This window comes from Paraburkholderia sp. RAU6.4a (genome assembly GCF_050435625.1).
GTDB classification, from domain to species: domain Bacteria; phylum Pseudomonadota; class Gammaproteobacteria; order Burkholderiales; family Burkholderiaceae; genus Paraburkholderia; species Paraburkholderia tuberum.
In genome coordinates, this window is the sequence record NZ_JBNDKQ010000002.1 from 4,011,156 (window position 1) to 4,023,223 (window position 12,068).

Consider the following 12,068-nt stretch of genomic DNA (forward strand, 5'->3'; position numbering starts at 1 on the left):
GTTTTCGCATAGACATGGGTATGTATACAAGCAAACCCCTGTTGCTCCCATGGCATCCAAATTCCTGAATCCGGGCCGCGGAACCCGCGGCATGGCGGTTGCGCCTCACGCGCTCGCCGCGCAGAGCGCTCTCGCGATCCTGCGTGAAGGCGGCAACGCCGTCGAAGCGATGATTTCCGCCGCCGCGACCATCGCGGTCGTCTATCCGCACATGAACAGCATAGGCGGAGACGGCTTCTGGCTGATCTCCCGTCCCGGCGCCGAGCCGGTCGGCATCGAAGCATGCGGCGCGGCGGCGCTGGCCGCAACAATCGACGAATACCGCGCGCGCGGACTGTCGGCGATTCCCGTGCGCGGCCCGCTCGCAGCCAATACCGTGGCCGGCACGGTGTCGGGCTGGGAGCGCGCGCAGCGCTGGTCGGCTGAAACGCTCGGGGGCAGGCTGCCGGTCAAACGCCTGCTGGAAGACGCGATCCACTACGCGAAGCACGGCGTGCCGGTCACGCGCAGCCAGGCGCAGTGTGTGGAGAGCCGCCTTGCCGAATTGCGCCCGATCGCGGGTTTCACCGAAACCTTTCTACACGGCGGTTCCGCGCCCGTTACCGGCGAGCGCTTCGTCGCACCGCGTCTTGCCGCTACGCTCGAACGTCTGGCCGACGCGGGCTTCGACGACTTCTATCGGGGCGACCTCGCACGCAGCATTGCCGGCGATCTGCAGTCGGCGGGCTCCCTGCTGAGCCTTGCGGATCTCGAACGGCACGAGGCGCGCCTGCGAACGCCGCTCGCGCTCAAGCACTCGCTGGGCACGATCTATAACATGCCCCCGCCGACCCAGGGGCTGGTGTCGCTGCTGATTCTGGGCATCCTCGATCGGGTGCTGACGAAGGACATGGACCCGCTTGGTCCCGAGTTCGTGCATGCGTGCGTCGAAGCGACCAAGCTGGCGTTCGCCGTGCGCGACGCCGAGATTACCGACCCGGATTACATGCGCGTCGATCCGCGTGAGTTGCTGCAGCCGGCCGCGCTTGACGCGATGGCCGCGCAAGTCTCGATCACCCAGGCCGCGCCGTGGGGCGCCGGTCGCGGGCCGGGCGATACGGTGTGGCTTGGCGTGACAGACAGCAACGGCGTCGCGGTGAGCTTCATCCAGAGCATCTATCACGAGTTCGGCAGCGGCATCGTGCTGGCGGGGTCGGGCATCAACTGGCAGAACCGCGGCTGCAGTTTTTCGCTCGACGAGCGCGCACGCAATCCGCTGATGCCGCTGCGCCGGCCTTTTCATACGCTGAACCCGGCGCTCGCACGTTTTGCCGACGGCCGTACGATGGTCTACGGCAACATGGGCGGCGACGGCCAGCCGCAATCGCAGAGCGCGGTTTTCTCACGCATCGCGAAATTCGGCTGGAATCCGCAAGCCGCGATCGATGCGCCGCGTTGGCTGCTGGGCCGGACCTGGGGCCAGTCGACCGACACGCTCAAGCTCGAAGCGCGCTTCGCGCCCGGCACAGTGGCCCGGCTCGAAGCGCTCGGCCACCAGGTCGAGACGATGCAGGCCTACGACGAGGCAATGGGACACGCCGGCGCAATCGTTCGGTATCCAGATGGATTGATTGAAGCGGGCTACGATCCGCGCAGTGACGGGGCAGCCGCGGGCTGGTAGACGCACACGCGCGCTTTTTTTCAATCAGATTGCAGGTCCGGCCTTTGAGGCCCGGAGGACGCTGCACGTCTGCCGGGCGCCGGCAGGCATTTGCTCAGTAAATGGAGTTTCGATGACCACACCCACACGCTCGCAATCCATAGCGTCGGCGGACCTCCGCAGCACTTCGACCACCGTGACAGGCAACCGTTGGCTTCAGTTGGGGCTGGGTCTCGTCTGCATGATGGCGATCTCGAGTCCGCAATATGTATGGACGCTGATGACCAAACCGCTCGCCGCGAAACTCGGCGTAGCGCTACCTGAACTGCAAGTCACGTTCTCGCTGCTGATCATATTGCAGACGTTTTTCTCGGCGTTTCAGGGCAAGCTGATCGACCGCTTCGGACCGCGCATGCCGATCTCGATCGGCACCGCGATGGCGGGCCTGAGCTGGATTCTGGCCTCGCAGGTGCATAGCGCGCCGATGCTCTATCTGACCTACGGTGTGATCGGCGGGCTGGGCACGGGCATTGTGTATGTCGGCGTGGTGGGGCTGATGGTGCGCTGGTTCCCGACCAAGCGCGGCTTCGCGGCGGGCGCGGTGGCTGCCGGCTATGGCATGGGCGCGATCGTCACGACGTTCCCGATCGCCACGTCGCTGCAGACACGCGGCATCGAAGCCACGCTGTGGATGTTCGGCATTGCGTTCGCCGTGGTCGGTCTGCTGGCTTCGCAGGGTTTGCGCGTGCCGCCTTCGCACGACGATGCCGCCGGTTCCGCGGGTTCCATTTCCGTGCCGACGGTCGCGAGTTTTCGCCCGTCGCAGACACTGAAGACGCCGCTCTTCTGGCTGATGTTCGCGATGATGACCATGATGTCCACGTCGGGTCTGATGGTCACCTCGCAGATGGCCACCTTCGCCGCCGACTTCGGCGTGACCAAGGTGCTCGTGTTCGGCATGGCTGCGCTACCGCTGGCGTTGACAATCGACCGCTTCACGAACGGACTCACGCGGCCGCTGTTCGGCTGGGTGTCGGACAAGGTGGGGCGCGAGAACACGATGTTCTTCGCGTTCGCGCTCGAAGGCGTAGCAATGGCGCTGTGGCTGCTCACGCGCGATAACGCCGTGCTATTCGTACTGCTGTCGGGCGTGGTGTTCTTCGGCTGGGGCGAAATCTTCTCATTGTTCCCGGCGACGCTGACGGACACCTTCGGCACGCGTCACGCCACCGAGAACTACGGCTGGCTCTACATCTCGCAAGGGATCGGCTCGATCTTCGGCGGCCCGCTCGCGGCATTGCTGCATCAGCACGCGGGCAGTTGGGAGCCGGTGTTCTCCACCGCGATCACGCTCGATATCGCCACCGCACTGCTGGCCATTGCCGTGCTTAAGCCGATGCGCCGCCGCTTTCTCGCCGCACAGCGGGGCGTTTGACTCCGCCCGCCGTCTGCCGCAATGCACACCGAACCGTCGTCGAGGAACAAACATGCCCGTTCAGCTTGCCTTACGCAATATCCGCAAATCGTTTTCGAACAAACTCGGCTCGGTCGACGTCCTCGGCGGTCTGACCTTCGATATTCACGAACGCGATTTCGTCAGCATCATCGGGCCTTCGGGCTGCGGGAAAACGACCGTGTTCAACGTGATCGCCGGCCTGCTCGAGGCGGATAGCGGCGATATCGTCTATCGCGGGCAAAGCGTCGACGGCTTACGCGGCAAGGTCGGCTACATGATGCAGCGCGACCTGCTGCTGCCGTGGCGTACCGTGCTGCAAAACGTGCTGATCGGACCGGAACTGTCGAATATGCCGGCCGCTCAGGCGCACGACATGGCGATGGAATACCTCAACACGTATGGCCTCGCGGGCTTCGAACATGCCTATCCCCGCATGCTGTCGGGCGGCATGCGTCAGCGCGTCGCGCTCATCCGCACGCTGATCAACGATCCCGACATCATCTTGCTGGACGAGCCGTTCTCGGCGCTCGACTACCAGACGCGCCTGTACCTGGAAGGCGTGTTGATGGAAGCTGTCGAAACGTTCCATAAGACAGTGGTGCTCGTCACACACGACATCGACGAAGCGGTCGCGTTGTCCAGGCGCGTGGTCGTGCTCGGCGGCCGGCCTTCGCAGGTGAAGAAGATCTATGACATCGACATTGCCGCGCGCTCGCCGATCGGTGCGCGCAGCGACCCCAACTTCGCGGGTTACTTTCATGCATTGTGCGGCGAGCTCGATATTCAGACGGAGGTAAAGGCAGCATGACGCAGTCCATTTCCATCCATAAATCGGCACCGGCACGGCGTGCACCGAAGGCTCGCGTGCGGTACGCACTTGACAGCGGCTGGGGCCGCTCGCTGCTGCAACTGGCGGCCGTGATTGCGTTCTTCGCCATCTGGGAAGGGGCGGCGCGCCTGGGCTGGGTATCGAATTTCCTCGTCGGCTCGCCGTCGAAAATCCTCGCGGCGCTCGTGCGCGACACGCAATCGCATCAGCTTTTTATCGACACCGGCTATACGCTTTTCGAAGCCATTCTCGGTTTCGTGTTCGGCACGGCGGTCGGATCGGTGTGCGGGCTCGCGCTGTGGTATTCGCCGTTCGTCGCGCGGCTGATCGAGCCGTTCATCGTCGCGATCAACAGTGTGCCGAAGATCGCTTTCGCACCGATCGTGATCTTGTGGTTCGGCACCGGGTTGATCTCGAAGGTCGCGCTGGCCATTTCGCTGACCGCGATCGTCGCGCTGATCGCCGCGTATGAAGCGGCCAAAGACGCCGATCCCGATTTGCAGGCGCTGCTTGTCACGCTCGGCGCGAACAAAAACGATGTCTTCATGAAAGTGGTGGTGCCGTTCACTCTACCCTATGTGATCTCCACCTTTCGCATCAACGTCGGCTTCGGTCTGGTTGGCGCGGTGGTGGGCGAATTCATCTCGTCAGAGAAGGGCCTCGGGCACATGATCTTCACAGCGTCGAGCCTGTATGACCTCAACACCGTGTGGGCGGGCCTGTTCGTACTGATGGCGATCGGCTTCGTTCTGTACTTTTTGATCGACCTGCTCGAGCGCAAGCTGCTGCCGTGGCGGCAGGCATCGAATACCACCACGCTCAAGGTTTAACCCATTTCCGGCAGTCCAACCACTTCATCTCAGGACAGACGATGGCACTAACCGCAAGAAAGGCGCTGAGCGCGCTGAGCATCGCTTTAACAGTGAGCGTTGCAGCTGTTTCGACGCCGGCGCTTGCCGCAGGCAAGAAAGTGACTATTTCGCAGGCGTTCCAGTCGATGCTGTATTTGCCGCTCTATGTAGCGATCGACGGTGGCTTCTTCGAGAAGCAGGGACTCGACGTTAGCAAGCAGACGGCGGGTAGCCCGAGCGCGGCGCTCTCCGCCGTGCTGTCGGGCAGCGCCGATTTCTCGCTGCACGGGCCGGAGTGGACGGCCGTGGCCGCCGAGAAGGGCGCGGATGTCGACGTGATCGCCAACGTCGTGAACGGTGCGGCGGTGTGGATCGCGGTTGCGCCGGACGTGAAGTTCAGCGGCATCAAGGATGTGAAGGATCAGGTTGTCGTGTCGGGACAGATGCCGACTACGAGCACGTCGCTGTTCTTCAAGCTGTTGAAGGAGAACGGCATGTCCCAGAGTGACATCAAGCTGGTTCAGGTGCCGCTCGGCTCGGAGATCGGACCGCTGGTCGCCGGTCAGTCGAAGATCGCGGTGATGTATGAGCCGGGTCTCGATCAGGCCGTCGCGAAGGGCATGAAAGTCGTGCTCGGCTTTCCGAAGCTCTATGGCGAATACGCGTTCTCGTCGATCTCCGCCAAACGCAGCGTCGATCCTGATGCGGCCGCGAGGTTCGTGAAGGGGCTGCAAAACGCGCTGGTTTTCATGCAGGGCCATCCTGCGGAAACCGCGGCGATCGCTCGCAAGGAATTCCCGACGCTCGATCCCGTGGTGGTCGATGCAGCCGTCAAGCGCATGCTGGACGAAGGCGTGTATCCGAAGAACGTCGGCATCACGCCGAAAGCGCTGACCGTCGCGATGGACACGCAGATCGCGCTCGGCAACCTGAAGCAGCAACCCAGCTACGATAGGTTCGTCGTTCAGAGTTACATTCAGCCGGCGCTTGCCGCGAAATGACACCGTTTGCCGACGCTTCCATGACTATGTTCCCTGCTTCTTCCACCGTCGCCCCGATTCCCACTATCGCCCGGATTCGCGCCGGGGTCGCCTCGGGCAATGCAGACGTCGCGCAGTACGTCGTGCGCGCCTACGATGCCGCGTGCGAATCGCAGGCGTCATTGCATGCGTTCTGCTATTTGCCGGAGATCGCGCCGGTCAATGCCGTCGATGCGACGGCGCCGTTGGCCGGCGTGCCTGTCGCGGTGAAGGACGTTCTGGATACCGCCGACATGCCGACCGAATTCAACTCACCCGCCTACAAGGGCCGACGCCCAGAGCACGATGCGTGGGTGGTGGCGCGTCTGCGTGCGGCGGGCGCGTCGATTATCGGCAAGACCGTGACCACCGAATTCGCCTGGCGTCAGCCGGGCGCGACCGTCAACCCGTGGAATGGCGGGTTCACACCGGGTGGTTCGTCGAGTGGCTCCGCGGCGGCGGTGGCGGCGGGCATCGTGCCGCTCGCGCTCGGCACGCAGACCCAGGGCTCGGTGATCCGGCCTGCGGCGTACTGCGGCATCGTCGGGTTCAAGCCGACTTATGGCGCGATCGCGCGCACGGGCGTGTTGCCGCTGGCGTGGTCGCTCGATCACGTCGGCATGTTCGCGACGCGCGTCGCCGATGTAGCTTACACACTGGCGCTCGTCACTGGGGCCGATGCAGCCGATCCGCACGTCTCGCACGTTCCGCACACTGCCGCGACGACGCGCGGCACTGGGACGCGGCGCATCGGCGTGCTGTCGAAACAGGTCGGCGGCGAAGTCGAGCCGGCGCAGCAGGCCGCGCTGGACAGGCTCGCGGCCCAGCTCGCGCGAGACGGTGCCGAGATAGTCTCAGTCGATCTGCCTGTCGAGATCTTCGAAACGCCCGCGCATGCGTTGAAACTGATGTCCGTGGAAGCGGCCATCACGCACGGCGAACTGGTCGATCGCACGCCCGAGCTCGTGAGCCAGGCAATGCGCGGTCTCGTCGACGAGGGACGCAAGCTGCCCGTCACCGCCTACGCCAGGATCAAGGCGGCGCAGATGCCGATGGCGCATCGCTTTCACGACTGGCTGACGCGCACGCTGGCGCTCGATGCGCTGCTGGTCGCGCCGGCCACGGGCGAGCCGCCGCGCGGACTCGACTATACGGGCGACGCATCGTTCTGCGCACCGTGGACGTTCCTCGGTGTACCGGCCGTGACCGTTCCGGTGGGATTCGGGCCGGCGGGCTTGCCGCTTGGCGCACAACTGGTGGGCGCCGCTCACGGCGACCTGGATTTGCTGATGTTGGCGGAGTGGGTGGAAGCGCGCACTGGCTGGCAAGCGACGGTGGCTCAGCAGCACGGCTGAGCGCAGAGGCAAGGCCGGGGGCAATCGAAAACCGCATAACGCCGAGGGGCCGGTGAGCCGGCCTTTCCCATCGGCCGGTGTTGATGTTCGTAAATTCCGCTAGCCGTGTTCACAGCAGCTATCCGGCGGCGAAGGCCAATATCCCCGAACTGGCGAACCTCAGGCATGTGTTCGTCAAGGCGCGCGCTCGTGTCAACAACCGCGCAAAGCAGTCATCAGCCGACGCGCGAGCGCGAGCGCCGAATGCGCGGTTTCCGAGCCTCAGAGATATTGATCAGGCATCCGGATCGAAGCAACGCGTTCTGATCGCGTCGACGTCGACCGAGCTTTCGTCGTGCGCGAGCAACTGGCTGTCCGGCAGGCGCAAGGGCACGAGGTTGTCAACGAGTTCAGGCTGATCTGCGTGTTGACCGCCAGCTCCAGTTCGCCATCATGCCTCACACGCGCGCGAATGGACGAACGGGACGAACGGCCCAGCCGAGCCGCTTACGAGTCAATTGCCCGATCTTCGCGTGCAACACCTTCACATCGACCGGGGGTGTCCGGAATTTTGTGTAAACGGGTTGAGGTTTAACCCGGCACCAGCCGCTCTTCGAACTGGATCGTGAAGCGGTTCAGTGCGGCCTTCCAGTCGCGGATCGGCATCGTCCACTTCTTGCTGATGTTGTTCAGGGCCAGGTAAAACAGCTTGGTGACGGCCTCATCGGTCGGGAACGAGCTGCGGGTCTTGATCACCTTGCGCAGGCTCATGTTGATCGATTCTATGGCATTCGTGGTGTAGATCACCTTCCTGATCTCCGGTGGGTAATCGAAGAACGGAATCACACGTGCCCAGTTGCGTCGCCAGCTCTGTCCGATGGACGGATAGTCCTTGTCCCACCTGGCCTCGAAGGTGCCCAGCATCTGTTCGGCCATCTCGACGGTCGATGAAGTGTAAATCGTCTTCAGGTCGGCGGCGACTTCCTGCTGCATTTTCCACGGCACGAAGTTCAGGCTGTTGCGCACCATATGCACGATGCACAGTTGCACGGCCGCTTTTGGGTAGACCGCTTCAATGGCTTCAGGAAAGCCTTTAAGCCCGTCGACGCAGGCGATAAAGATGTCCTGCACGCCGCGCGTCTTCAGCTCAGTGACCACCTGCAGCCAGAACCTGGCCCCCTCGGTCTGGGCGATCCACAGTCCCAGGACTTCCTTGTGGCCGGCCATGTTCACGCCGATGGCCAGGTACACCGCCTTGGTCCGCACCGCGCCGCTGTCGCGCACTTTGACGTGAATGCAGTCGAGATAGACAATCGGATAAAGCGCGTCGAGCGCACGGGCCTGCCAGACCTTCACCTCATCACTGACGGCGTCGGTGACCGCCGAGATCAGCGTCGGCGAGACCTCCGTGCCGTACATTTCTTCCAGGTGCCCCTGGATCTCGCGCACGCTCAGGCCACGCGCATACAGCGAAATGATCTTGTCGTCGAAGCCCGTCCAGCGCGTCTGATGGCGCTCCACCAGCTTCGGCTCGAACGCCCCCTGACGGTCGCGCGGGATATTGAGCGGCAACTCGCCAAACTCCCCCTGCAGCGTCTTGGCGCTATGGCCATTACGGGTGTTGCCCGTGGCATTGGTCACCGTTTCGCTTTTGCCATGGCCCAGGTGTTCGGACATCTCCGTCTCTAACGCACGCTCCACCAGCATCTTGGTAAGCTGCTTGAGCAGGCCGTTCTCGCCTATCAGGTCTTCCGGCTTCTGGTAATTCGCCAGCAGGCTGTCTGCCAGCTTGACGAGTTCAGCATCGGGTTTCTCTCTTTTATTGCGTTTCGCTACGGTCATCTATGCTCCTGTTGCTGGCAGTCTCCTGCCAAATGACCGTTTACACAAAACTTTTTACACCCTCCATCGACCGGGGGCTCGGCCGATGTCTGGCCCGTCTCGAACACTTCGGCAACACGCTCTTGCAGTTGCTTCTTCCAGTCCGTGATCCGGTTCGGATGCACATCAAACTGCTGGGCCAGCTCGGCCAGCTCGGCCAGCGTCTTGTCGCCCTTGAGCGCCGCGAGTGCCACCTTTGCCTTGAACGCCGGTGAGTGTGTCCGTCGGTTGCGTTTCGTCATCTTCTGGTTCCTTGTTGCCGGCCATTGTGACCGACTCACGTCCCGGCTTTTCCACTTACCGACCTCTCCGAATTCTCGGCGCCACTTCTAGGGTCTGTTTACATATGGAACGCACGTGCGAATGCCCGCTATCGGCCGTCCCCCAAGGGGACTTCCTTCGGGGCGTCCCCCAAGGGGACTCCCTTCGGGGCGCAGGGCAAGGAGTAAGGAGCGCTGCGTGGCCGCGCCACGTAAGCGACGCGCGACGCCGCCATGCGGCCGATAGCGGGCATTCCCCTGGAATGAAATCCAGGCAACGCACGTGCGTTCCATATGTAAACAGACCCTAGTGTCGTGAGTTAAAAATTCATTGAAATATGTTCGCTGCGTACTAAAGTGTCTTGTGTAGCACTGGTATGAGGACGTGGCGATGAGCGGAAGACCTAAGGCGGAGCTCGTACTGAGCGAATCGGAGCGCGAACAGCTTAAAGCGTTGACGATGCGACGCAAGACGGCGCAGGCGTTGGCTTTGCGAGCACGCATCGTGCTGGCCTGTGCCGATGGCATGGACAACCGGATAGTTGCAACGAGACACCGTGTGAGTCAGCAGACCGTTTGCAAGTGGCGGGCGCGCTTCGTTGCAGATCGTCTGGATGGATTGCTCGACGCGCCGCGGCCGGGCGCGCCCCGAACGATCGGTGATTCGCGCGTCGACGCAGTGATCGCGAAGACGCTCGAGTCTGTGCCTGCGGGGGCCACGCACTGGAGCACGCGTACGATGGCGCGCGAGATGAATCTCTCGCAAACGGCGGTGAGCCGAATCTGGCGTGCTTTCGGGTTGCAGCCGCATCGGCAGGAGACCTTCAAACTTTCCAGCGATCCGCTGTTTGTCGACAAGGTGCACGATATCGTCGGGCTTTACCTCGATCCGCCGCTCAAGGCCATGGTGTTGTGCGTGGACGAAAAGAGCCAGATTCAGGCGCTGGATCGCACGCAGCCAATCCTGCCGTTGGCACCGGGTATTCCCGAGCGGCGCACCCACGATTACATGCGCCACGGCACGACCACGCTGTTCGCTGCATTAGACATCGCCACCGGTGAAGTGATCGGGGAGTTGCACCGGCGCCATCGCAGCAGCGAATTTCTGCAGTTCCTACGCACGATCGAAGCCAACGTTCCGCAGTCGCTGGACGTGCATCTGGTGATGGACAATTACGGCACGCATAAGACGCCTTCGATCAAGGCATGGTTTGCTCGCCATCTTCGCTTCCATGTTCATTTCACGCCGACCTCGGCGTCGTGGCTCAATCAGGTTGAACGATGGTTCGCCACGCTTACAGAGAAGTACCTTCGACGCGGCACGCATCGTTCGACCCGCCAACTCGAAGACGCCATCCGCCATTACCTTGAAGGCTACAACGCAGATCCTCATCCCTTCGCCTGGAGCAAGTCAGCCGACGAGATCCTGACCAGCCTTGAACGGTTTTGTATGCGGGTCCAGAAGGCCGAAGGACGCGCGCGATGAATATCAATACCGATTCGATCGACGAAGCCGTCCTCGCACTTCTCTATCTGACCCTGCACGATCACAACCGGGCATGGAAGGGCTTCGACTGGGATGTGTTGAATCGGCTCTACGAACGAGGCCTCATCGGCGACCCGGTTAATAAAACGAAGTCTGTCATCTTCACGGAAGAAGGATTACGTGAGTCCGAGCGGCTCTTTAAGCAGCATTTCGTCATCGCTGACTCTACAGGACGTTAATGCAACGAACTTACAACTCAGGACACTAGTGCCAAAGTGACATCTTTTGACACACCTTTCCAACAGATTTGAGGTCGCGATCTCTGTACATTCTCTTCTCGGCGCGCGATCCGCTTCGTGCGCCCTCTATGTAAAGGAGGATGCTCATGAAAACTCGAACGTTTGCCATGCTGGTGGGTGGGGCTTTGCTCACATCCATGACTGCTTCCGCGTTCGCCGGCGTCGTCGTCGGTGTCGCCGTGCCGGCTCCCGTCGCGGTCGTTCCGGCGGCACCTGTCTATGCGCCGCCGACCGTGGTCGTGCAAAACGGTTACGCAGCAGCCGTGCCAGCGGCAGTCGCACCGGTTGTGACGGTTTCGCCAGTGCCCCCACCTCCCATGGCGGTCGTCGTCATGCCGCGTCGTCCTGTGATGCACGTAGTTACGGTGCCGCGTCGCGTCTGGATGCCTGGTCACTGGGTAGGTGGGGTTTGGGTGGCCGGTCACTGGTTGTGAAATCTCTGCGCCGAACCCGTCTCGTGCGATACATCACCCCGGTCCATCGAAGCAGCAAAGCCATGTTGCACATCGCTTCGGCGCCAACGCTGCTCGCCGCGGTCTGCTGGTTGCCGACTTTGTGCTGCTGGGCGTCCTCGGTGCACTTACGGTTGGAGGGCGCATGAGGCTGAATGGACGTGCACCCAAACGATTGTCCCCCGCAGCGATAATTCACCATCGTTTAACAGCTCCGCATCGCAGTGCGCAGTGCCGTATGCGGCGCTAATGAACCTTGCGGAGCTCGCGCGACGCTATGGCAATTCGTCCGCCATCCTTTTGGACGCGCTGTACGGCATGACCGCGCAAGTGGATGAGTGCCTTTCCCGGGCAAGGATGCAGAGGACCCACTGCGATCCCGGGACCGGTCAATCGAATGCAAAAGGCATCTGACTGTTTTATGTATACCTGCGTAGCAGGTCATCGAGAGAGCGAGATGAAAGGAAGCGGTATGTCGGTATGGCGGGGTTCCCTTTTCGCGCGCAACGTATTGCTGTTGATTGTACTGATGCTGACAAGTCAGATCCTGGTCTTTGCCGTC

At 62.2% G+C, this 12,068-nt stretch carries 10 protein-coding genes and 2 pseudogenes; 10 read left to right on the top strand and 2 right to left on the bottom strand.

Annotation, left to right across the window (positions count from 1 at the left end; translation table 11 throughout):
* Positions 1-49 precede the first annotated feature (49 nt).
* From OKW40_RS23320 to OKW40_RS23350, 7 genes and pseudogenes are all read left to right on the top strand, one after another.
* Positions 50-1,660 carry a gamma-glutamyltransferase family protein gene (locus OKW40_RS23320; protein ID WP_429491720.1) on the top strand — a complete coding sequence of 537 codons (1,611 nt, stop codon included), beginning with the start codon at positions 50-52 and terminating at the stop codon, positions 1,658-1,660.
* A gap of 112 nt (positions 1,661-1,772) precedes the next feature.
* A complete protein-coding gene (gene oxlT, locus OKW40_RS23325) occupies positions 1,773-3,074 on the top strand; it encodes an oxalate/formate MFS antiporter (RefSeq protein ID WP_429491722.1) in 1,302 nt (433 codons plus the stop codon).
* A gap of 52 nt (positions 3,075-3,126) precedes the next feature.
* Positions 3,127-3,903 (top strand): ABC transporter ATP-binding protein, encoded by a 777-nt coding sequence (locus OKW40_RS23330; RefSeq protein WP_184044181.1) that lies wholly within the window; start codon positions 3,127-3,129, stop codon positions 3,901-3,903.
* A complete protein-coding gene (locus OKW40_RS23335) occupies positions 3,900-4,754 on the top strand; it encodes an ABC transporter permease (RefSeq protein WP_429406568.1) in 855 nt (284 codons plus the stop codon). Before OKW40_RS23330 ends, OKW40_RS23335 begins: the two co-directional genes overlap by 4 nt.
* A 41-nt stretch (positions 4,755-4,795) precedes the next feature.
* On the top strand, positions 4,796-5,776 hold the full coding sequence (locus tag OKW40_RS23340; protein WP_184062030.1) for an ABC transporter substrate-binding protein: 981 nt from the start codon (positions 4,796-4,798) through the stop codon (positions 5,774-5,776).
* A 20-nt stretch (positions 5,777-5,796) separates the two neighbouring features.
* Positions 5,797-7,149, top strand: coding sequence for an amidase (locus tag OKW40_RS23345; RefSeq protein WP_429491723.1), 1,353 nt, complete (start codon positions 5,797-5,799; stop codon positions 7,147-7,149).
* A gap of 116 nt (positions 7,150-7,265) precedes the next feature.
* Positions 7,266-7,407, top strand: a pseudogene (locus OKW40_RS23350) (IS6 family transposase); the annotation flags it as partial.
* Positions 7,408-7,719: 312 nt separating this feature from the next.
* On the opposite strand, the gene OKW40_RS23355 reads toward OKW40_RS23350, so the two are convergent.
* A complete protein-coding gene (locus tag OKW40_RS23355; RefSeq protein WP_429489209.1) occupies positions 7,720-8,970 on the bottom strand; it encodes an IS256 family transposase in 1,251 nt (416 codons plus the stop codon).
* Between the two features lie 65 nt (positions 8,971-9,035).
* Positions 9,036-9,251, bottom strand: a pseudogene (locus OKW40_RS23360) (transposase); the annotation flags it as partial.
* A 409-nt stretch (positions 9,252-9,660) separates the two neighbouring features.
* Between OKW40_RS23360 and OKW40_RS23365 the strand changes: the two are divergent.
* The 3 genes from OKW40_RS23365 to OKW40_RS23375 all read left to right on the top strand — a co-directional run bounded on the left by OKW40_RS23365 (position 9,661) and on the right by OKW40_RS23375 (position 11,488).
* Positions 9,661-10,755 (top strand): IS630 family transposase, encoded by a 1,095-nt coding sequence (locus OKW40_RS23365; RefSeq protein ID WP_429491725.1) that lies wholly within the window; start codon positions 9,661-9,663, stop codon positions 10,753-10,755.
* Positions 10,752-10,994 carry a DUF6429 family protein gene (locus OKW40_RS23370; RefSeq protein WP_429451353.1) on the top strand — a complete coding sequence of 81 codons (243 nt, stop codon included), beginning with the start codon at positions 10,752-10,754 and terminating at the stop codon, positions 10,992-10,994. The genes OKW40_RS23365 and OKW40_RS23370 overlap by 4 nt, the downstream gene beginning before the upstream one ends.
* Before the next feature lie 146 nt (positions 10,995-11,140).
* Positions 11,141-11,488 (top strand): hypothetical protein, encoded by a 348-nt coding sequence (locus OKW40_RS23375; protein ID WP_429491727.1) that lies wholly within the window; start codon positions 11,141-11,143, stop codon positions 11,486-11,488.
* Positions 11,489-12,068 lie beyond the last annotated feature (580 nt).

Excerpts from the sequence above, each read along its gene's own strand:
- OKW40_RS23335 (WP_429406568.1), top strand. The coding sequence starts at position 3,900 with ATGACGCAGTCCATTTCCATCCATAAATCGGCACCGGCACGGCGTGCA.
- OKW40_RS23320 (WP_429491720.1), top strand. The coding sequence starts at position 50 with ATGGCATCCAAATTCCTGAATCCGGGCCGCGGAACCCGCGGCATGGCG.
- OKW40_RS23340 (WP_184062030.1), top strand. The coding sequence starts at position 4,796 with ATGGCACTAACCGCAAGAAAGGCGCTGAGCGCGCTGAGCATCGCTTTA.
- OKW40_RS23330 (WP_184044181.1), top strand. The coding sequence starts at position 3,127 with ATGCCCGTTCAGCTTGCCTTACGCAATATCCGCAAATCGTTTTCGAAC.
- OKW40_RS23345 (WP_429491723.1), top strand. The coding sequence starts at position 5,797 with ATGACTATGTTCCCTGCTTCTTCCACCGTCGCCCCGATTCCCACTATC.
- OKW40_RS23365 (WP_429491725.1), top strand. The coding sequence starts at position 9,661 with ATGAGCGGAAGACCTAAGGCGGAGCTCGTACTGAGCGAATCGGAGCGC.
- OKW40_RS23370 (WP_429451353.1), top strand. The coding sequence starts at position 10,752 with ATGAATATCAATACCGATTCGATCGACGAAGCCGTCCTCGCACTTCTC.
- oxlT (WP_429491722.1), top strand. The coding sequence starts at position 1,773 with ATGACCACACCCACACGCTCGCAATCCATAGCGTCGGCGGACCTCCGC.
- OKW40_RS23375 (WP_429491727.1), top strand. The coding sequence starts at position 11,141 with ATGAAAACTCGAACGTTTGCCATGCTGGTGGGTGGGGCTTTGCTCACA.
- OKW40_RS23355 (WP_429489209.1), bottom strand. The coding sequence starts at position 8,970 with ATGACCGTAGCGAAACGCAATAAAAGAGAGAAACCCGATGCTGAACTC.